Source organism: Pseudomonas sp. 382 (assembly GCF_002759075.1).
Classification (GTDB): domain Bacteria; phylum Pseudomonadota; class Gammaproteobacteria; order Pseudomonadales; family Pseudomonadaceae; genus Aquipseudomonas; species Aquipseudomonas vlassakiae.
The window spans coordinates 55,732-75,302 of sequence record NZ_PEMX01000029.1; the positions used below are offsets into that span (position 1 = coordinate 55,732).

Sequence of the window (19,571 nt, forward strand, 5' to 3'; positions counted from 1 at the left end):
ACTGAAGGCTGCGGACAAAAAACGCGCCCGCCAGCCTTCAGCCGATGGCTGCCGCCGGGACGCGTCCGTAAATATCAGTAAAGCGCACGATGTCGTCTTCGCCCAGGTACTCGCCGCTCTGGACTTCGATCATCACCAGGTCGATGACGCCGGGGTTGGTCAGGCGGTGGGTGCGGCCTGGCTTGATGAAGGTCGACTCGTTGGTGTCGAGCAGAAACTCTTCTTCGCCGTTGGTCACGCAGGCCATGCCGCTGACGATGATCCAGTGCTCGCTGCGATGATGGTGCATCTGCAGCGACAGCGATTCGCCCGGGCGCACCATGATCCGCTTGATCTTGAAGCGCGGGCCTTCCTCGAGCACGGTGTACATGCCCCAGGGGCGAATGACGGTGCGGTGCAGGCGGTAGGCCTCATGGCCTTGGTGCTTGAGCTGCTGGGCAATCACCTTGACCTCCTGGCTGCGCGCTGCGTCGGCGATCAGCAGGGCGTCGGGGGTGTCGATGACGATGAGGTTATCCACGCCGACCGCGCCGACCAGGCGCTTTGGCGAGTCGATGTAGCAGTTGGTCACATCGTGCAGCACGGCTTCACCATTGCAGTGGTTGCCGTCGTCGTCGGTGTGGCGCAGCTCGCGCACTGCCTCCCAGCTGCCGATGTCGCTCCAGCCCAGTTCGCAAGGCACCACGGCAACCTTGTCGGAGCGCTCCATCAAGGCGTAGTCGATGGAAATGTCCTCGGCCAGGGCGAAGCTGTTCGGGTCCAGTTCCACCTGCAGTGCCTTGTCGCCCTCCTTGGTCGCGCTCTGTTCCAGGCAGCAGGTCACGCAGGCCAGCAGTTCCGGGGCATGCGCCTGCAATTCGGCGAGCACGGTGCCCGCACGCAGACAGAACATGCCGGCATTCCACAAGTGGCGGCCGCCTTCGAGGTATTCGCGGGCGGTGAGGGCATCGGGCTTCTCCACGAAGCAGGTGACCTGATGCGCATGCTGGCCGATCGCCTCGCCTTGCTCGATGTAACCAAAGCCGGTTTCGGCGCGGCTGGGCAGCAGGCCGAAGGTGGCCAGCCAGCCATCGTCAGCCAATAGCCGGGCGTGTTCGACGGCGTTGGCGAAGGCCTCGGCATCCTGGATCAGATGGTCGGCGGGCAACACCAGCAGCACGCTGTCATGGCCATGGTGCCTGGCACAATGCAGCGCGGCTGCAGCGATGGCGGGAGCAGTGTTGCGGCCGTTAGTTTCCAGCAGGTAATCGAGGGCGAGCTTGCCGGTGTTGACCTGGCGGTATTCGTCCTGGGTGCGGAAGAACACTTCGCGGTTGGTCACCGTCAGTATTCTTTCGACGCCCGGTAACGCCGCAGCGCGGGAAAAGGTCTTCTGCAGCAGGCTCTGGCCATCGGGCAGACGCATGAAGGGTTTGGGCATGGCTTCGCGCGAAACCGGCCACAGGCGGGTGCCGGCACCGCCGGCGATGATGCAGGGGATCAGAACGCTCATTTCACGGCCTCGACTCTCGGCGCTGATTACAGCGCAGTGAAGGGAAACGTTGCGACCTGTCACGGTTTTGGCGGAAAAGTCAAAAAACCGACTTTTCACTACAGCTTCGTCCATGAAGGCCAAATATTTGTCGATAATGCGCCGGATGGAAAAAGCTTTCAATGATATTTATGTGAATCTGGTCGATTTTTGTTCGACCACGCGCCAAGTCAATCCCCGATGTAGAGCTGTTTTACCGGCGGCATGCAGTATTTGGGCAGACTTTGTGGTCGAGATCTGGACTGAACCAACCCCATGGAGACGCGTGATGCCACAGCGCAAGGCAATCTTGATCCTGCATGGCAAGCAGGCCATGAACGAAGCGGTGCGCCACGCCGTGAGCGCCATGCGCGAACGTGGCTGGACGCTGGATGTGCGGGTGACCTGGGAAGGTGGCGATGCCCAGCGGCTGGTAGGCGAAGCGCTGGCGGCCGGGTACAGCCATGTGATCGCTGGCGGGGGGGACGGCACCTTGCGCGACGTCGCCGAAGCCATGGGCCGGGCACGCAGCGAAGCCAGCCTGGCGTTGCTGCCGCTGGGAACGGCCAATGACTTCGCCAGGGCTGCCGGCATTTCCCTTGAGCCAACCGAGGCCTTGGCGCTGCTGGAACTGCCGCCACGGCCGATCGACTTGGGCCAAGTGGGCGACCAGTTGTTCCTGAACATGGCCACGGGCGGTTTCGGCAGTCAGGTTACCGCCAATACCTCTGAAGACCTGAAGAAAATGCTCGGCGCTGCGGCCTACCTGTTTACCGGGCTGTCACGCTTCAGTGAGCTGCAGGCCGCCTCGGTCGAGCTGTCAGGGCCGGGCTTCGACTGGCAGGGCGACCTGCTGGCGCTGGGGATCGGCAATGGTCGCCAGGCCGGTGGCGGACAAGTGTTGTGCCCGGACGCGCAAGTCGATGATGGCCTGCTCGATATCGCCATCCTGCCAGCGCCCCAGGAAATGGTAGGCGCCCTTCGTGATTTGCTGGCGGGTGAAGGCTTGTTCGTGCGGGCACGTTTGCCCTGGGTCGAGATTACCTGTTCGCAGGGGCTGGACATCAACCTCGATGGCGAGCCGCTGCAGGCCGACAGCCTGCGCTTTGCGGCGTTGCCAGGGGCGCTGCGCCTGCACTTGCCGTTGAATTCCCCGCTGATCAGTCATCCAGGCTGATGATTTTTTCGCGCACGGCGAACAGCACCAGGCCGGCCACGTCGTAGATCTGCAGGCGCTTCATGATCTGCGAACGGTGAGTTTCCACGGTCTTGATCGACAGACCCAGGCCGGCGGCGATTTCACGGGTGGACTTGCCGCGCACGATCAGGCGCAGGATCTCCAGTTGCCTTGCGGTGAGGTTGTGGCGATCAAGGCCGGGTTGCTTGCCGTGTTGCGCGCGCATCAATGCCTGGTTGATCACCGTATGGGCGATGGCCGGGCTGAGGTAGCGCTCGCCATTGCGCAGCGCGGCCAAGGCCTGCTCCAGTTCGGTCGCCGTGGCATCCTTGAGCAGGTAACCGTGGGCGCCACTTTCCAGTGCGCGCATGATCAGGTCCGGATCGGTGTGCATGGACAGGATCAGCACCTTGCAGGGGTTACCCGTGGCGCGCAGTTGGGTGAGGGCATCGAGGCCGCTGGTCGAACGCATGGAGATGTCCAGCAGGACGATGTCAGGTGCCAGGTGCCGAACCTGCTCGAGCAACTGGTCGCCGTCATCGGCTTCGCCGGCCACGGTGTAGCCAGGGATGTCGGATACCAGGGCACGAACCCCGGCACGGATCAGCGAGTGGTCGTCCACCAGCAGCAATCTACAGGTCATGTTGAAGCGGTAGTCCTGGCGCGTTCATGAATACGGGGTGGCCACGGGAACAGCACGTCGATCGTCGTGCCCAGGCCGAGCTGGCTGGTGATCGCCAGGCTGCCGTTGAGGGCGGTGGCGCGTTCCTGCATGCCGGCCATGCCGCGCTGGCCGGCCTCGGCCGGATTGGCAGCCGGGATGAAGCCCTGGCCGTCATCCTGGATCGATAGGGCAAGCCCTGCTGCGCTGCAGGCGGATGGTCAAGTTGCGAGCCCGGGCATGGCGCAGCATGTTGGTGACCGCCTCCTGGGTGATGCGAAACGCCGCCATGGCGACTTCTTCGGAAATACCGCCCAGGCGTTGATGGCATTCCAGGCTCCAGTGCACGTCGCTGTTTGCCAAGGTGCGTACCAGGTGGGCCCGCAGGCTGGCCTCGAGACCAAGGCTGGCCAGTTGCCGTGGGTTGAGCAGGGCGGAAACGTCGCGCACTTTGCTCAAGGTGTCTTCAAGGGTGCTGCGCAAGTCGTCACAGTGTGTCTGCAAGTCGCTCGGTACACGGCGTTGCAACCAATCCAGCTGCATCTTGGCGGCGGTCAGCAATTGCCCGATGTCGTCGTGAAGTTCGCGGCTCAGGTGCTGGCGCTCTGTCTCCTGGACTTGGAGCATGCGCCCGGCCAGTTCCGCCGGGCGCAGGCTGATCGACTTGGCACCGTGGCTCAGGTGCCAGCAGACGCCAAGCGTGGCCACCAGTTGCAGCAGCAACAGGCTGGCTGGCATGCCTTGCCCGCCAGCATACAGAGCCAGGTTGGCAAGCAGGGACACCACGCACAGCATTGCCGTCACCCAGCGCAGCAAGGTGGTGCGTGAACGGCAGCGCAGAGATATCTTCAAGCGTGGGGACATAGAGTTGAGAAGCCACTGAAGTCTTGCTGATGGGGGCTGTGCACACCTCTTGGCAGAGGCTTTGGCGCTGTGCTTGCAACAAGTGGCGAGCGCGACCCGATGCGAAACATGGGGAGCCGGCCAGCATTTGTGTGCGCGCATCTTACCACTTCGGTTCAATTTGGTCGCGCTGGGCAATGCTTTGAAACCTAAGCATTTCCGGGCTCGGGAGGGGGGCTGGGCAGGCAAATTGAGTGTCAAAATGCCTCCTCCCGATCTTGTGATGACCGCTTCACGTTCAACTAGCAACAGACCGAAAGTGCGCCCGGCTGAACGCGTGAAAAACCCCTCGAGTCATGCGTCATTGGGTGAGTTGTACCCGCCGGCTAGTGGCGCTGTGCGGCTCCGCTGGCTGATGGCCTGCCGGGCACGGCCAAGCGCGGATGCAAGCAGTTACTGGCGTTTTCGTTGCAAGACGCACACGTTTGCGGCAACGGCTGATTCAGGGCGACTGCCAGTTCGCTCAGCAGCGTTACCTGCTCACAGCAATCGAGAGCGAGCCTGCCGGTGCGCACATCGAGCAGTTCGAGTTGCCAGGCCAGCAAGGTCAGGCAGGCATTCAGCGCTGGCAAAACGGTCTGATCCAGGCACCGCTGCTTGCAGGCCGGGGCGAGCAGTCGGTGCAGCACGCTGGCATAGTGGGCGACTTCAAGCAGGCCCAGGGCGCTGGCGCGTCGGGCCAGGGTCTGGAGGGTGCTGTTCAGGCATTGGCAGGCGTCCGGGTCGTTGCTGATCAGTTCCAGATGCTGCAGGCATTCCTGGGACTGGGTCAGCAAGACCTGGGCATCCAGCAGGAAGTCCTGCAGGGTGTCGAAGTTGGAGACGCTGCTGTCCATCAAGTCACTCCGGCGCGTTGGGCTGGAGCAGGGGATGGCCACGCCATATCGATCGCTAGCAAAAGCCTGACTCCATTCATGCAGTGAGAATGGCGTCACATTAATGGCTAAAGGATATCGCGAACATCAGGTTGCGCCTGATTGCGCCTAGGGGATTCCCTGATGGCACCTAGGGTGCGACAGGTTGCGCTGAAATGGATCCAGGCGGGTCATGCCGCAGTAAAGCATGATGCTAATCTGATATCAATCGCCCGGCGGGGCATTTTTTCGCCGGGGTCAAGATACGCAGAATAGCGCCGATACAGGACGGATCATTTCTATTTTTCGACATAACCCTGGGGGTTTTCCAATGGCTGGCATTCTCGACACGGTAGACCAACGCACGCAGCTGGTGGGTGAGAACCGTCTGGAAATCCTGATGTTCCGCCTTGCCGGTCGCCAGTTGTTCGCAATCAACGTGTTCAAGGTGCAGGAAGTACTGCAACTGCCAAAGCTGACCCTGATGCCGCAGCGCCACGCCTTCGTCTGTGGGGTGGTCAACCTGCGTGGGCAGACCCTGCCGGTGATCGACCTGTCCCAGGCGATCGGCATGCGCCCGCTGCAGCCGGGGCCGGACAGCACCATCATCGTCACCGAGTACAACCGCTCGGTGCAGGCGTTCCTGGTGGGTGGCGTCGATCGCATCGTCAACATGAATTGGGAATCCATCATGCCGCCGCCTTCGAGTGCCGGGCGCCAGCACTACCTGACCGCCATCACCAAAGTGGATGACAAGCTGGTCGAAGTGATCGATGTGGAGAAGGTGCTCGCCGAGATCGTGCCTTATAACGCCCGGGTCTCCGGCGACAAACTGGCCGACCCGGTGCTGGCGCGCGCGCGTGGCCGTGAAGTGCTGCTGGTGGACGACTCCAGCGTGGCACTGGCGCAACTGCGCGATACCCTGTCGCAACTCGGGGTGAAGCTGCACGTTGCCAGTGATGGCCTGAAAGCCTTGCGCCTGCTCAAGGGTTGGGCCGATGCGGGGGAGGACGTCTGCGAGAAGCTGTTGATGGTCTTCACCGATGCGGAAATGCCGGAGATGGACGGCTATCGGCTGACCACCGAAATTCGTGGCGATGCGCGCCTGCGCAAGCTCTACGTGGTGCTGCACACTTCTTTATCGGGCAGTTTCAACGAGTCGATGGTGAAAAAGGTCGGTTGTGACAATTTCCTCTCCAAGTTCCAGCCTGATCGCCTTGTCGATGTGGTCAAGCAGCGCCTGCTGCTGGATGCCGGCAACGCGTGATCCCACGGTCAGCCAGGTATAAGCTTGGCTTTTGACAAGGCATGAGGCGGGCAGGGATGTTTCTCAGTGAGTTGTATCGATACCCGGTGAAGTCGGGGCAGGCGCAATGCTTGCGAGCTTCACCGGTGGGGCTTCTAGGCTTGCAGGGCGACCGACGCTGGATGGTGGTCGAGGAAGAGAACGGACGCTTCCTCACTCAGCGTGCCTGGCCCAAACTGGGCCAGCTGAAGGCCAGCGCGGGCGAGGCTGGCGAATTGCTGCTCGAACTGCCTGGGCAGGCGCCGTTGCCAGTGGCGGTACCCGCCGCTGACGATGGGCTGCGCGGTGTGACCATCTGGCGCGATACCTTGCGTGTGCCGGACGCCGGCGACGAGGCGGCTGCCTGGCTGTCGCAGTGGCTTGGCAAGGCGGTGCGCCTGGTGCATTGCCCGGAGCAGCGGGCGCGCTACCTGCCCAATGGTTACGGCCTGAACAGCGACCGTGCGGCGTTCCCTGATGGCTTTCCGTTGCTGCTGATCGGGCAGGGCTCGCTGGATGACCTGAGCCGGCGGATTGGCCGGCCCATGGAAATGCTGCGTTTTCGGCCAAACCTGGTGGTGCAGGGGGCTGAGCCGTTCGCCGAGGATGGTTGGAAGCGGATCCGCATTGGCGAGCTGGAGTTTCGAGTGCTCAAACCGAGCGTCCGGTGCATCTTCACTACCCTCGACCCGGCGACCGGGGAGCGCAGTGCTGACCGTGAGCCGTTGACGACCCTGAAGACTTTCCGTGAGAAGGAAGGCGACATCCTCTTCGGGCAGAACCTGGCCGTGGATGGCAGTGGCTGGCTTGAAGTGGGGATGGAAGTCGAAGTGCTCGAATAACCTGTACCGGCCTCTTCGCGGCTAAAGCCGCTCCCACAGGTATTGCACTGACTCTGCAAGCTGTGGGATCCCTGTGCTAGCGGCTTTAGCCGCGAAGAGGCCGGTACAGGCCTAGCTGGAACTACATGTCATCGAAATACCGCTCATGCCAGTCCACCAGCGGCTGTGGCACATTGAGCTTTTGCCCGTAGATCACCGAATACGACAGCACGTTCTGCACATACTGGCGCGTTTCATCGAACGGGATCGACTCCACCCACACGTCGAAGCTCAGGTGCTTGGCGCCCTTGAGCCACTGTCGCACACGCCCGGGGCCTGCGTTGTAGGCCGCCGACGCCAGCACCCGGTTGCCGTTGAACTGGCCATGCACCTGGCTCAGGTAGGCCGCACCGACCTGAATGTTCTTTTCCGGGTTGAACATCTGCTGCGGCGAGGCCAGCGGGATGCTGAACTTGCGTGCGGTTTCCTTGGCGGTGGCCGGCATCACCTGCATCAGGCCGCTGGCGCCGACGCTGGAGCGGGCATCCTCCATGAAGGCGCTTTCCTGGCGGGTGATGGCGAACACCCAGCTCGAATGCAGCCCACGCACCTTGGCTTCACGTACCAGGGTGTCGCGATAGGCCATGGGGAAGCGGACATCCAGGTCGTCCCAGTACTGCGCCTGGCTGATGGTGCGGATGGCCGGGAAGTACCAACGCATGTCGTAGGCCAGGCGAGCCTGGGCGACCATCTCATCGCGGTTGAAGTGACGGCTGACGTGGTACCACTCGCGGCGGCCTTCGACCACCTGGCCACGCGCGTGGAACTCCAGGGCACGCTGGATGCCGGGGGTATTGCGCACCTTGTTGACCAGTTGCGGGCTCAACAGCAGCGGCCTGTTGTTCAACTGGTAAGGCGTTTTGGCCCGGTCAGCCGCGAGGAAACCGTAGAAGTCACGCTCGCGTGCCACGTTCTTGTACAGCAATGGAACCTGCGGGTTGTTCGGCTGGGCCAGCTCCAGGGTGCGGGCCTGCCAGTATTTCCAGCGGTTGCTGCTGGCCAGGTCCTGTGGCAGACGCCGGGTCAGCTCGTAGGCGTCTTGCCAACGGCCGAGGCGCAGCAACAGGCGCAGGCGCCATTCACTGACCGTGTTGTCGCGCAGTTCAGGGTCGTAGCGGGTCATCAGGTCCAGCGCGCGCGGGTCGTAGCGGCGTGCCAGGGTAAGGCCGATCTCGCGGGCGATGGCGACCTTCTCGTCACGCGAGAAATGCATGCGTTGGGCGTACTCGTCGAGCAGCGCCATGGCCCGTTCAGGGTCTTGCCGGGCCAGGCGGCGCAGGCCGAGGCTGACCACGTCGGACATGGCCTCGGTGGCCGGCGTGAAGCGCGACGGCTGGTTGAGCAGTTCCGGCTTCTGGGCAACGTCGATCAGCAGCCGGCCCTGAGGCCCGAGCGTGGTCAGGCCTTGCACCATGTTGTTGGCCAGTACGTAGTTGCGCGCCTGGGCTGCAAGCTTGGCGCGGTTCCAGCGCTTGGCCTCGGTCAGCTGGCCTTCAGCGGCCCACATGCCGAACAGGGTGTCACAGGCAGCCGGTTGCGTCTTGCCGACGTTCCACAATTTTTCCGCACTGGCGAAGCCTTCGGCGCGCTGGCCGTGGCTCAACTGATACTGGCCGTTGAGGCAGTCCAGCTCGGTGAAGTTGAGCTTGGGGTCGTAGTACTTGACGAAGGTGTTCCACTCGCCGCGTTCGGCCAGCCAGCGCAGCCAGCGCAGTTTCATCCAGTTGGCCTGGGGCAGGTCGCCGTGCTTGGCCAGGAAACCTTCGATTTCCTCGTTGCTGGCAGTCTTCAGGCGCGCAGTCAGTTCGTCATACGCCAGGTACGGCGTGAGCGGGTAGTCGCGCAGCTGTGGGGCGTAACGCAGGTAAGGGCCCTTGTCACCCTTGGCCAGCGCACGCTTGGCCTCGTCGTAATACTGGCGTTGCAGAGAAAGGTCGATGGCCTGCGCCGCACTGGCGGTGGCGGCAGTGAGCAGCAGGCAGGAAGCAATCTGTAACAGGCGGCTGCGCATGATACGTCCGGGCAGTTGAACCATGGGGAAGTGACGGCGAAGCCAGCACTGTTGAAATCTGATTGCCTTAGCTTAGCCGTTTGCCGGCGGCGGGTGATAGCGCTGTGCTTGTAACCGGGCATTAACACTGACCGGGTGTCGCCAGGCCTCGGTACGGAAGCGTACTTAATGCCGGCAGGGGCCAACTCAGGTAGAATGCGCGCCCGCTTTCTGGAGACGAACATGACCCTGCTCAAATTCAGCGATGTGTCCCTCGCATTCGGCGCGATGCCGCTGCTGGACAAAGTGTCCTGGCAGATCGCCCGTGGCGAGCGGGTGTGCATCATCGGCCGTAACGGCACCGGCAAATCGAGCATGCTGCGCCTGGTCAAGGGCGAGCAGAAGGGCGACGATGGCGAGATCTGGCGCGCCCCTGGCTTGAAGATCGGCGAGCTGCCACAGGAGCTGCCGGTTGCCGACGAGCGTACGGTGTTCGATGTGGTCGCGGCAGGCCTGGATGGCGTCGGCGAGTTGCTCGCCGAGTTTCATCACCTGAGCCAGAACATCCACAGCGATGCAGATCTGGAAAAGCTCATGCACGTTCAGCACGAGCTCGAAGCCCGCGACGGCTGGCGCCTGCAGCAAGTGGTGGAAAGCACCTTGAGCCGCCTGCAGTTGCCCGCCGACAAGACCCTGGCCGAGCTCTCCGGTGGCTGGCGCCGCCGCGTGCTGCTGGCCCAGGCGCTGGTGTCCGAGCCTGATCTGTTGCTGCTCGACGAGCCGACCAACCACCTGGACATCGGGGCCATCGCCTGGCTCGAAGAAGCCCTGCGCGGTTTCAACGGTGCCGTGCTGTTCATCACCCACGACCGTTCCTTCCTGCAGAACCTCGCCACGCGCATCCTCGAACTGGACCGCGGCGGCCTGATCGACTGGAACGGCGACTACGCCAGCTTCCTGGTGCACAAGGAAGCCGCGCTGGCCGCCGAAGAAACCGCCAATGCGCTGTTCGACAAGCGCCTGGCCCAGGAAGAAGTGTGGATTCGCCAGGGCATCAAGGCCCGGCGTACCCGCAACGAAGGCCGTGTGCGTGCACTCAAGGCCCTGCGCGTCGAGCGCAGCGAGCGCCGCGAACGCCAGGGCAAGGCGAACATCCAGATCGAAGCGGCGGACAAATCCGGCAAGCAGGTGATGGTGCTGGAAAACGTCAGCTTCCATCACGCCGATGGCCCGCTGCTGGTCAAGGACTTCTCCATGGTCCTGCAGCGCCAGGACCGTATCGGCCTGCTGGGTGCCAACGGTACCGGCAAGACCACCCTGCTGAAGATGATGCTCGGTGACCTGGAGCCTACCGCAGGCAAGGTCGAGCGCGGCACCAAGCTGGAAGTGGCGTATTTCGACCAGATGCGCCACCAGCTCGACCTGGAAAAGACCGTCATCGACAACCTCGCCGAAGGCCGTGACTTCATCGAGATCGATGGTCAGAACCGCCATGTGCTGAGCTACCTGGGCGATTTCCTGTTCAGCCCGCAGCGTGCCCGTACGCCAGTCAAGGCGCTGTCCGGCGGCGAGCGGGCGCGCCTGCTGCTGGCCAAGCTGTTCAGCAAGCCGGCCAACCTGCTGGTGCTCGACGAGCCGACCAACGACCTGGATGTGGAAACCCTCGAGTTGCTGGAAGAGGTGCTGTCCAACTACAAGGGTACCGTGCTGATGGTCAGCCACGACCGGGCCTTCCTCGACAACGTCGTCACCAGCACGTTGGTATTCGAAGGTGAGGGCAAGGTGCGCGAGTATGTCGGTGGCTATGAAGACTGGATCCGCCAGGGCGGTTCGGCGAAGCTGCTCGGCGTGACCGAGAGCAAGAGCGGCAAGTCCGAGCTCAACAGTGCCGTGGTCGAAAAGCCGGTGGAAGTGGCTGCGCCTGCGCCAGCTGCGCCGGTTGCCGATACTTCGAAGAAAAAGCTCAGCTACAAGCTGCAACGCGAGCTTGAAATGCTGCCGGGTCAGATCGATGAGGTCGAGCAGCGCATGGCCGAGGCGCAGGAAGAGGTGAACGCTGCTGGCTTCTATCAGCGGCCGATTGCCGAGACTTCGGCAGTGCTGGCCAAGATCGAGAAGCTGCAAGCTGAGCTGGATGCGCTGGTAGAGCGGTGGGCTGAGCTGGAAGGCTGAGTCTGCTGCGCCGGCCTCTTCGCGCAGAACCGCCGCGAAGAGGCCGGCGCAGGCTGGATCATTCTTTTTTCTGCAAGCGCACCGCCAGCACATCGCACGGCGCACCATGCAGCACATCATTGGCGGTGGATCCCAGCAGCAAGGCCAGGCCATGCCGGCCATGGCTGCCGACCACGATAAGGTCGCATTCCTGGTCCTTGGCCAGTTGGTGGATTTCCTGGCGCGGCTGGCCGTAGGTCAGGTGCGAGTCGCCACGATTGATGCCGGGGTACTTGTTGAACAGGCGGTCCAGGCGCTCCTTGGCCTGGTCGAACTGCTGCTGTTGCAGTTGCGACAGGTCCATCGGCACATCGCCGCCAAAGGCCATGGCCATCGGTTCGACGATATGCACCAGCGAGACCTTGGCGCCTGTGGGCTCGGCGAGCTTCATGGCACGCTTGATCACCGGGTCGCATTCCTCGGTGAGGTCGACGGCGACCAGAAGATGTTCGTAGGACATGAGCTGTACTCCTGACAATCGCGATAGTAGAAGTATGGTCGCTTTCCGGCAGGTCATCCGTGAATACTGAGTAACCCGCTCTTTTGCAACGCTTTATGGAACTTACTGATATGACGGTATGGCTAGTGGTGTCAATCCTTGCGCTGATTCTCAGTCCGCTGTCCTGGCTGCGCCTGTCGCGCAAACAGGGGCAGCAGATGAGCCTGCGCCTGGAGGCGCGGCGCATGGGCCTGGCCATGCAACTGGCCCCCCAACAGTGGCCACACTGGTTCGAGCAGGCGCCACCGAGCCCGTGCCCGCAATATCACCGTGGGCGCAGGCGCGGGCATGAAGACAGCTGGTGCTACTGGCAGGTCAGCCCTGGTGTCTGGTGGAACCAGTGGAAGGAGGCCTGCGAGGAGCCGCGCCTGAACGAAGTGTTCATGCGCCTGCCGGCAACCGTCTACAAGGTGGAGGCTGACAAGCGCATGCTTGCCCTGTACTGGAGCGAGCGCGGGGATAAATCTGTATTGCAGGATATTGCCCACGCCTTCGACACCCTGGCTTGATAGCCACAACGACAAAGCGGCAACCCGGTAGCTACCAGGTTGCCGCTTTGTCGTTTCTGCCGCGCAGAAAAGGCCAGGCAGGCCGGGAAATTCCTGAATCCAGTCGCAGTGTAGCCATTCCCTGGCCGCGTGCACGAGATAAATGCAGCCACCGTCGTTTGCTTGTGGTCAATCGCTGACATGAATGATCGGTAATCACTGTCATCATGTTTAACCCATCGGCGATACAAAATGACCGCAAAGTCGCGTTTTCACCCTGTTCCAGAGCATTTGACAACGCCGACCTTTTCGGTGAATGTGTGCATACCCAAATCAAACGGGCGTATGAATTGAGCGTTTGTATGTCATGCCGCTCATACAGAATCCCGACTAGCGCGCTGACGGGTGTGCCTGGGGCAAGGGCGGCAAGACCTACTCTTCCACCAGCGATCGGCGTGTACAGTTCAGCTTCCATATCGTGGAGATCAGTTGATGATTTACGAAGGTAAAGCCATCACGGTTAAGGCTCTTGAAAGCGGCATCGTCGAACTGAAGTTCGACCTCAAGGGTGAGTCCGTCAACAAGTTCAATCGCCTGACCCTGGACGAGCTGCGCCAGGCCATCGACGCCATCAAGGCCGACGCCTCGGTGAAAGGCGTGATCGTCAGCAGTGGCAAGGACGTGTTCATCGTCGGCGCCGACATCACCGAGTTCGTCGACAACTTCAAGCTGCCCGAAGCCGAACTGGTTGCCGGCAACCTGGAAGCCAACCGCATCTTCAACGCCTTCGAAGACCTCGAAGTACCGACCGTGGCGGCCATCAATGGCATCGCCCTGGGCGGCGGCCTGGAAATGTGCCTGGCAGCCGACTATCGAGTCATGTCCAGCAGCGCCAAGATCGGCCTGCCCGAAGTCAAGCTGGGCATCTACCCAGGCTTCGGCGGTACCGTGCGCCTGCCGCGCCTGATCGGCTCGGACAACGCCATTGAGTGGATCGCCGCCGGCAAGGAAAACCGTGCCGAAGACGCCCTGAAAGTCGGCGCCGTCGATGCCGTGGTCGCCCCTGAGCTGCTGCTGGCCGGTGCGCTGGACCTGATCAAGCGCGCCATCAGTGGCGAGCTGGACTACAAGGCCAAGCGCCAGCCCAAGCTGGAAAAGCTCAAGCTCAACGCCATCGAGCAGATGATGGCCTTCGAGACCGCCAAGGGCTTCGTCGCTGGCCAGGCCGGCCCGAATTACCCGGCGCCGGTCGAGGCCATCAAGACCATCCAGAAGGCCGCCAACTTCGGCCGCGACAAGGCCCTGGAAGTCGAGGCTGCAGGCTTCGCCAAACTGGCCAAGACTTCGGTTGCCGAAAGCCTGATCGGCCTGTTCCTGAATGACCAGGAGCTCAAGCGCAAGGCCAAGGCCCATGACGAAATCGCCCACGACGTGAAGCAGGCTGCCGTGCTCGGCGCCGGCATCATGGGTGGCGGCATTGCCTACCAGTCGGCGGTCAAGGGCACCCCGATCCTGATGAAGGACATCCGCGAGGAAGCCATCCAGTTGGGCCTGAACGAGGCTTCCAAGCTGCTTGGCAACCGCGTCGAGAAAGGCCGCCTGACTCCGGCGAAAATGGCCGAGGCGCTCAACGCCATTCGCCCGACCCTGTCGTATGGCGACTTCGCCAACGTCGACATCGTCGTCGAAGCCGTGGTCGAAAACCCGAAGGTCAAGCAGGCCGTGCTGGCCGAAGTGGAAGGCCAGGTAAAAGAGGACGCGATCCTCGCCTCCAACACTTCGACCATTTCCATCAACCTGCTGGCCAAGGCGCTCAAGCGCCCGGAAAACTTCGTCGGCATGCACTTCTTCAACCCGGTACACATGATGCCGCTGGTGGAAGTGATCCGTGGCGAGAAGTCCAGTGAGGTAGCAGTCGCGACCACCGTGGCCTACGCCAAGAAGATGGGCAAGAACCCGATCGTGGTCAACGACTGCCCGGGCTTCCTGGTCAACCGTGTGCTGTTCCCGTACTTTGGCGGTTTCGCCAAGCTGGTCAGCGCTGGCGTCGACTTCGTGCGCATCGACAAGGTCATGGAGAAGTTCGGCTGGCCGATGGGCCCGGCCTACCTGATGGACGTGGTCGGCATCGACACCGGCCACCATGGCCGCGACGTGATGGCCGAAGGCTTCCCGGACCGCATGAAGGACGAGCGCCGCTCGGCCGTCGACGCCCTGTACGAGGCCAACCGCCTGGGCCAGAAGAACGGCAAGGGCTTCTATGCCTACGAGACCGACAAGCGCGGCAAACCGAAGAAAGTCTTCGATGCCACCGTGCTGGATGTGCTCAAGCCGATCGTCTTCGAGCAGCGTGAAGTGAGCGACGAAGACATCATCAACTGGATGATGGTGCCGCTGTGCCTGGAGACCGTGCGTTGCCTGGAAGACGGCATCGTCGAAACCGCCGCCGAAGCCGACATGGGCCTGGTCTATGGCATCGGTTTCCCTCCCTTCCGGGGTGGTGCGCTGCGCTACATCGACTCGATCGGTGTGGCCGAATTCGTTGCCCTGGCCGACCAGTACGCCGACCTTGGACCGCTGTACCACCCGACCGCGAAGCTGCGTGAAATGGCCAAGAACGGCCAGCGCTTCTTCAACTGAGTGGTCAACGAGCTAGAGCGAGAGATTTGATATGAGCCTTAATCCAAGAGACGTGGTGATTGTCGACTTTGGTCGCACCCCGATGGGCCGCTCCAAGGGTGGCATGCACCGCAACACCCGCGCCGAAGACATGTCCGCGCACCTGATCAGCAAGCTGCTGGAACGCAACGGCAAGGTCGACCCGAAAGAAGTCGAAGACGTGATCTGGGGCTGCGTGAACCAGACCCTGGAGCAGGGCTGGAACATCGCCCGCATGGCGTCTTTGATGACCCAGATCCCGCACACCTCGGCCGCCCAGACCGTCAGCCGCCTGTGCGGCTCGTCGATGAGCGCGCTGCACACCGCCGCCCAGGCGATCATGACCGGCAACGGCGATGTGTTCGTGGTCGGCGGCGTCGAGCACATGGGCCACGTCAGCATGATGCATGGTGTCGACCCCAACCCGCACCTGTCGCTGCATGCGGCCAAGGCGTCGGGGATGATGGGCCTGACCGCCGAAATGCTCGGCAAGATGCATGGCATCAGCCGCGAGCAGCAGGACCTGTTCGGCCTGCGTTCGCACCAGCTCGCCCACAAGGCGACGGTCGAAGGCAAGTTCAAGGACGAGATCATCCCGATGCAGGGCTATGACGAGAACGGTTTCCTCAAGGTCTTCGACTTCGACGAGACCATTCGCCCGGAAACCACCCTCGAGGGCCTGGCGTCGCTGAAACCGGCGTTCAACCCGAAAGGTGGTACCGTGACTGCCGGTACTTCGTCGCAGATCACCGACGGTGCATCGTGCATGATCGTCATGTCCGGCCAGCGCGCCATGGACCTGGGCATCCAGCCACTGGCGGTGATCCGCTCGATGGCGGTGGCCGGTGTCGACCCGGCAATCATGGGCTACGGCCCGGTGCCGTCGACCCAGAAAGCCCTCAAGCGCGCCGGTCTGACCATGGCCGATATCGACTTCATCGAGCTCAACGAAGCCTTCGCTGCACAAGCCCTGCCAGTGCTCAAAGACTTGAAAGTGCTCGACAAGATGGATGAGAAGGTTAACCTGCACGGCGGCGCCATCGCTTTGGGCCACCCGTTCGGTTGCTCCGGTGCACGAATTTCCGGCACCCTGCTCAATGTCATGAAGCAGAACGGCGGTACCCTGGGGGTGGCGACCATGTGCGTCGGCCTCGGTCAAGGTATCACCACTGTCTTCGAACGCGTCTGATCGCGTAGCGGGACAGCAGCCGGGGCCTTGTGCCCCGGTTTTTGTTTTTTACAGAATTTGTTTCAAGAGGAAGGGCGGCATGCAGATACAACCAGGCGTATACCGGCATTACAAAGGGCCTGAGTACCGTGTCTTCAGTGTTGCACGGCACTCGGAGAATGAAGAGTGGATGGTCTTCTACCAATGCCTGTATGGTGATTACAGCTTCTGGGTGAGGCCCCTTGCGATGTTCCAGGAGTCCGTCGAGGTTGACGGCGAGCAGGTGCCGCGCTTTGCTTTGGTCAAGGTCGAAGAAGGGCTGCCGGAGCTGGTTGGCAAGTCGCAAGCGTGATCGACCACGCTTGACCTCACTCTTTTGCCACTATATATAGCGGTGCCGCGTCCGGCACCTGACGCGTTTTTCATCTTCAGATTCAGGAATACTCCGATCCATGGGCAAATCGCTGGTCATTGTGGAATCCCCGGCCAAGGCCAAGACCATCAACAAGTACCTGGGCAACCAGTACGTGGTGAAGTCGAGTATCGGCCATATCCGAGACCTCCCCACCAGCGGTTCGGCCAGCGCAAGCAAAGAGCCGGCCGCCAAGCGTGGCAAGGCTGCTGCGGGTGAGGCTCCGGCGCTGTCGCCAAAAGAGAAGGCCCGTCGCCAGCTGGTGGCGCGCATGGGCGTCGACCCTGAGCACGGCTGGAAAGCCAAGTACGAGATCCTTCCCGGCAAGGAGAAGGTGATCGAAGAGCTCCGCCGTCTGGCCAAGGATGCCGACACCATCTATCTCGCAACCGACTTGGACCGCGAAGGGGAAGCCATTGCCTGGCACCTGCGCGAAGCCATCGGGGGCGACGACACCCGCTACAAGCGCGTGGTGTTCAACGAAATTACCAAGAAGGCGATCCAGGAAGCGTTCTCGCAGCCTGGCGAGCTGGATATCGACCGGGTCAACGCCCAGCAGGCGCGGCGCTTCCTCGACCGCGTAGTGGGCTACATGGTCTCGCCACTGCTGTGGGCCAAGATCGCCCGCGGCCTGTCTGCCGGCCGCGTACAGTCGGTAGCGGTGAAGCTGGTGGTCGAGCGTGAACGCGAGATCCGTGCCTTCGTCCCAGAAGAGTACTGGGAAGTGCACGCCGACCTTGGCACCGCCAAGAACGCCAAAGTGCGTTTTGAAGTGGCGCGCGAGAAGGGCGAGGCCTTCAAGCCGCTGAACGAAGCTCAGGCCATGGCCGCGCTGGAGAAGCTCAAGGCCTCCAGCTACAGCGTGATCAAGCGCGAAGACCGGCCGACCAGCAGCAAGCCGTCGGCCCCGTTCATCACCTCGACCTTGCAGCAGGCCGCGAGCAACCGCCTGGGCTTTGGGGTGAAGAAAACCATGATGATGGCCCAGCGTTTGTACGAAGCGGGTTACATCACCTACATGCGTACCGACTCGACCAACCTGTCGGCAGATGCCCTGGACATGGCGCGCAGCTACATCGAGCGCGAGTTCGGCAAGCAGTACCTGCCGGAAGCCCCGCTGGTGTATGGCAGCAAGGAAGGTGCCCAGGAGGCGCACGAGGCGATTCGCCCCTCTGACGTCAATACCCACCCCACCAAGCTCAGCGGCATGGAGCGGGATGCAGAGCGCCTGTACGAGCTGATCTGGCGCCAGTTCCTGGCCTGCCAGATGCCTCCGGCGCAATACCTGTCCACCAGTGTCACTGTGGCCGCAGGTGATTTCGAGCTGCGTGCCAAGGGCCGCATCCTCAAGTTCGACGGTTACACCCGCGTGCTGCCACAGCAGAGCAAGCCGGGCGAAGACGATGTGCTGCCGGAAATGGCCCAGGGCGAAGCGCTCAAGCTGATCCAGCTCGACCCGAGCCAGCACTTCACCAAGCCACCGGCGCGCTTCACTGAAGCGAGCCTGGTCAAGGAAATGGAAAAACGCGGTATTGGTCGCCCGTCGACCTATGCGGCGATCATTTCCACCATCCAGGACCGCGGCTACGTCACTCTGCACAATCGTCGTTTCTACTCCGAGAAAATGGGCGATATCGTCACCGAGCGCCTGTCGGAGAGTTTCTCTAACCTGATGGACTATGGCTTCACTGCCGACATGGAAGAGAACCTCGACGACGTGGCCCAGGGCGAACGTGACTGGAAGAACGTGCTCGACGAGTTCTACGGTGACTTCAGCAAGAAACTGCTGACCGCCGAGTCTGCCGAAAGCGGCATGCGTGCCAACCAGCCGACCATGACCAATATTCCGTGCAAGGAATGTGGCCGGCCAATGATGATCCGCACCGCTTCCACCGGTGTGTTTCTCGGTTGCTCGGGTTACAGCCTGCCGCCGAAAGAGCGTTGCAAGGCCACAGTGAACCTGGTGCCGGGCGATGAGATCGCTGCGGACGATGAGGGTGAATCGGAATCGCGCGTGCTGCTGGGCAAGCACCGCTGCCCGATCTGTGCCACGGCGATGGATGCCTACCTGCTGGACGAGAAGCACAAGCTGCACATCTGCGGTAATAACCCGGACTGCGCCGGCTACGAGATCGAAGAGGGCAGCTACCGCATCAAGGGCTACGAAGGGCCGAGCCTGGAGTGCGACAAGTGCGGCAGCGAGATGCAACTCAAGACGGGCCGATTCGGCAAGTTCTTCGGTTGCACCAACCCGGCGTGCAAGAACACCCGCAAGCTGCTCAAGAGCGGTGAGGCCGCACCACCGAAGATGGACAAGGTGGAAATGCCGGAGCTCAAGTGCGAGAAGGTCGACGACACCTACGTGCTGCGTGATGGCGCTTCGGGCCTGTTCCTGGCGGCCAGCCAGTTCCCGAAAAACCGCGAAACCCGTGCACCGTTGGTGCTGGAGATCGTTCCGCACAAGCACGAGATCGATCCGAAGTACCACTTCCTGTGCGATGCGCCGCAGAAAGACCCGGAAGGGCGCCCGGCGGTGATTCGTTACAGCCGCAAGACCAAGGAGCAGTACGTGCAGTCCGAGGTCGATGGCAAGCCGACTGGCTGGAAGGCTTTCTATGACGGTGGTAGCTGGAAGGTCGAAGACAAGCGCTGATCTATCGGTGCAGTAACTGGGGCCGCTTCGCGCCCCTTCGCGGGCAAGCCCGCTCCCACAGGTACGGCATCGCCCTCAAGGCTGTTGCCATTCCTGGACTGCCCCCAAGAAGTTGGACACCAATCCAACCCTTGGGGGATTCATGGCCAAGTACACTGAGCAGTTCAAGCTCACAGCAATCACTGCCTATTTGGATGGCAGCAACGGTTTCCGTACGGTAG

General features: G+C 62.1%; 14 protein-coding genes and 1 pseudogene. 9 read left to right on the forward strand and 6 right to left on the reverse strand.

Annotated features, from left to right (window positions below):
- Positions 1 to 37: 37 nt before the first annotated feature.
- Positions 38 to 1,492, reverse strand: a complete 1,455-nt coding sequence (locus tag CQW31_RS24245) for a mannose-1-phosphate guanylyltransferase/mannose-6-phosphate isomerase (protein ID WP_099815574.1) — start codon at positions 1,490 to 1,492, stop codon at positions 38 to 40.
- A 307-nt stretch (positions 1,493 to 1,799) separates the two neighbouring features.
- Here CQW31_RS24245 and yegS point away from each other — a divergent pair, with 307 nt between their 5' ends.
- Positions 1,800 to 2,687 carry a lipid kinase YegS gene (yegS, locus tag CQW31_RS24250; protein WP_054883474.1) on the forward strand — a complete coding sequence of 296 codons (888 nt, stop codon included), beginning with the start codon at positions 1,800 to 1,802 and terminating at the stop codon, positions 2,685 to 2,687.
- Here the strand turns inward: yegS and CQW31_RS24255 are convergent.
- The 3 genes and pseudogenes from CQW31_RS24255 to CQW31_RS24265 all read right to left on the reverse strand — a co-directional run bounded on the left by CQW31_RS24255 (position 2,671) and on the right by CQW31_RS24265 (position 5,087).
- A complete protein-coding gene (locus CQW31_RS24255) occupies positions 2,671 to 3,330 on the reverse strand; it encodes a response regulator transcription factor (protein ID WP_054883475.1) in 660 nt (219 codons plus the stop codon). The two genes, yegS and CQW31_RS24255, sit on opposite strands and share 17 nt — an antisense overlap.
- A pseudogene (locus CQW31_RS24260) lies at positions 3,327 to 4,212 on the reverse strand (sensor histidine kinase). Before CQW31_RS24260 ends, CQW31_RS24255 begins: the two are co-directional and overlap by 4 nt.
- 365 nt (positions 4,213 to 4,577) lie before the next feature.
- The gene (locus CQW31_RS24265) at positions 4,578 to 5,087 is read right to left on the reverse strand and encodes a histidine kinase (protein WP_099815575.1); all 510 of its coding nucleotides are present in this window, start codon (positions 5,085 to 5,087) and stop codon (positions 4,578 to 4,580) included.
- A gap of 349 nt (positions 5,088 to 5,436) precedes the next feature.
- On the opposite strand from CQW31_RS24265, the gene CQW31_RS24270 reads away from it, so the two are divergent.
- Together CQW31_RS24270 and CQW31_RS24275 are read left to right on the forward strand one after the other, a co-directional pair.
- Positions 5,437 to 6,372: a chemotaxis protein CheV gene (locus tag CQW31_RS24270; RefSeq protein ID WP_054883478.1), complete on the forward strand. Its 936-nt coding sequence runs from the start codon at positions 5,437 to 5,439 to the stop codon at positions 6,370 to 6,372.
- A 56-nt stretch (positions 6,373 to 6,428) separates the two neighbouring features.
- Positions 6,429 to 7,232, forward strand: coding sequence for an MOSC domain-containing protein (locus CQW31_RS24275; RefSeq protein WP_099815576.1), 804 nt, complete (start codon positions 6,429 to 6,431; stop codon positions 7,230 to 7,232).
- Positions 7,233 to 7,353: 121 nt separating this feature from the next.
- Here the strand turns inward: CQW31_RS24275 and CQW31_RS24280 are convergent, their stop codons facing one another.
- A complete protein-coding gene (locus CQW31_RS24280) occupies positions 7,354 to 9,282 on the reverse strand; it encodes a transglycosylase SLT domain-containing protein (RefSeq protein ID WP_099815577.1) in 1,929 nt (642 codons plus the stop codon).
- Between the two features lie 222 nt (positions 9,283 to 9,504).
- On the opposite strand from CQW31_RS24280, the gene CQW31_RS24285 reads away from it, so the two are divergent.
- Positions 9,505 to 11,433 (forward strand): ATP-binding cassette domain-containing protein, encoded by a 1,929-nt coding sequence (locus CQW31_RS24285; protein ID WP_099815578.1) that lies wholly within the window; start codon positions 9,505 to 9,507, stop codon positions 11,431 to 11,433.
- Positions 11,434 to 11,491: 58 nt separating this feature from the next.
- On the opposite strand, the gene CQW31_RS24290 is transcribed toward CQW31_RS24285, so the two are convergent.
- Positions 11,492 to 11,932, reverse strand: coding sequence for a universal stress protein (locus CQW31_RS24290; RefSeq protein ID WP_099815579.1), 441 nt, complete (start codon positions 11,930 to 11,932; stop codon positions 11,492 to 11,494).
- Positions 11,933 to 12,042: 110 nt separating this feature from the next.
- Between CQW31_RS24290 and CQW31_RS24295 the strand changes: the two genes are divergently transcribed.
- From CQW31_RS24295 to topA, 5 genes are all read left to right on the forward strand, one after another.
- Positions 12,043 to 12,480 carry a hypothetical protein gene (locus tag CQW31_RS24295; RefSeq protein ID WP_099815580.1) on the forward strand — a complete coding sequence of 146 codons (438 nt, stop codon included), beginning with the start codon at positions 12,043 to 12,045 and terminating at the stop codon, positions 12,478 to 12,480.
- 471 nt (positions 12,481 to 12,951) lie between these two features.
- Positions 12,952 to 15,099 carry a fatty acid oxidation complex subunit alpha FadB gene (fadB, locus tag CQW31_RS24300; RefSeq protein ID WP_099815581.1) on the forward strand — a complete coding sequence of 716 codons (2,148 nt, stop codon included), beginning with the start codon at positions 12,952 to 12,954 and terminating at the stop codon, positions 15,097 to 15,099.
- Positions 15,100 to 15,130: 31 nt separating this feature from the next.
- On the forward strand, positions 15,131 to 16,306 hold the full coding sequence (gene fadA, locus CQW31_RS24305) for an acetyl-CoA C-acyltransferase FadA (RefSeq protein WP_054883485.1): 1,176 nt from the start codon (positions 15,131 to 15,133) through the stop codon (positions 16,304 to 16,306).
- 79 nt (positions 16,307 to 16,385) lie between these two features.
- Positions 16,386 to 16,637, forward strand: a complete 252-nt coding sequence (locus CQW31_RS24310; protein WP_054883486.1) for a DUF1653 domain-containing protein — start codon at positions 16,386 to 16,388, stop codon at positions 16,635 to 16,637.
- Positions 16,638 to 16,737: 100 nt separating this feature from the next.
- Positions 16,738 to 19,350 (forward strand): type I DNA topoisomerase, encoded by a 2,613-nt coding sequence (topA, locus tag CQW31_RS24315; RefSeq protein WP_054883487.1) that lies wholly within the window; start codon positions 16,738 to 16,740, stop codon positions 19,348 to 19,350.
- The last annotated feature ends 221 nt before the right edge of the window (positions 19,351 to 19,571 follow it).

What these genes read in the sequence shown, in the direction of transcription:
- topA (WP_054883487.1), top strand. Translation starts at nt 16,738, where the DNA reads ATGGGCAAATCGCTGGTCATTGTGGAATCCCCGGCCAAGGCCAAGACC.
- CQW31_RS24265 (WP_099815575.1), bottom strand. Translation starts at nt 5,087, where the DNA reads ATGGACAGCAGCGTCTCCAACTTCGACACCCTGCAGGACTTCCTGCTG.
- CQW31_RS24290 (WP_099815579.1), bottom strand. Translation starts at nt 11,932, where the DNA reads ATGTCCTACGAACATCTTCTGGTCGCCGTCGACCTCACCGAGGAATGC.
- CQW31_RS24275 (WP_099815576.1), top strand. Translation starts at nt 6,429, where the DNA reads ATGTTTCTCAGTGAGTTGTATCGATACCCGGTGAAGTCGGGGCAGGCG.
- CQW31_RS24270 (WP_054883478.1), top strand. Translation starts at nt 5,437, where the DNA reads ATGGCTGGCATTCTCGACACGGTAGACCAACGCACGCAGCTGGTGGGT.
- CQW31_RS24295 (WP_099815580.1), top strand. Translation starts at nt 12,043, where the DNA reads ATGACGGTATGGCTAGTGGTGTCAATCCTTGCGCTGATTCTCAGTCCG.
- yegS (WP_054883474.1), top strand. Translation starts at nt 1,800, where the DNA reads ATGCCACAGCGCAAGGCAATCTTGATCCTGCATGGCAAGCAGGCCATG.
- CQW31_RS24245 (WP_099815574.1), bottom strand. Translation starts at nt 1,492, where the DNA reads ATGAGCGTTCTGATCCCCTGCATCATCGCCGGCGGTGCCGGCACCCGC.
- CQW31_RS24255 (WP_054883475.1), bottom strand. Translation starts at nt 3,330, where the DNA reads ATGACCTGTAGATTGCTGCTGGTGGACGACCACTCGCTGATCCGTGCC.
- CQW31_RS24310 (WP_054883486.1), top strand. Translation starts at nt 16,386, where the DNA reads ATGCAGATACAACCAGGCGTATACCGGCATTACAAAGGGCCTGAGTAC.
- CQW31_RS24285 (WP_099815578.1), top strand. Translation starts at nt 9,505, where the DNA reads ATGACCCTGCTCAAATTCAGCGATGTGTCCCTCGCATTCGGCGCGATG.
- CQW31_RS24280 (WP_099815577.1), bottom strand. Translation starts at nt 9,282, where the DNA reads ATGCGCAGCCGCCTGTTACAGATTGCTTCCTGCCTGCTGCTCACTGCC.
- fadB (WP_099815581.1), top strand. Translation starts at nt 12,952, where the DNA reads ATGATTTACGAAGGTAAAGCCATCACGGTTAAGGCTCTTGAAAGCGGC.
- fadA (WP_054883485.1), top strand. Translation starts at nt 15,131, where the DNA reads ATGAGCCTTAATCCAAGAGACGTGGTGATTGTCGACTTTGGTCGCACC.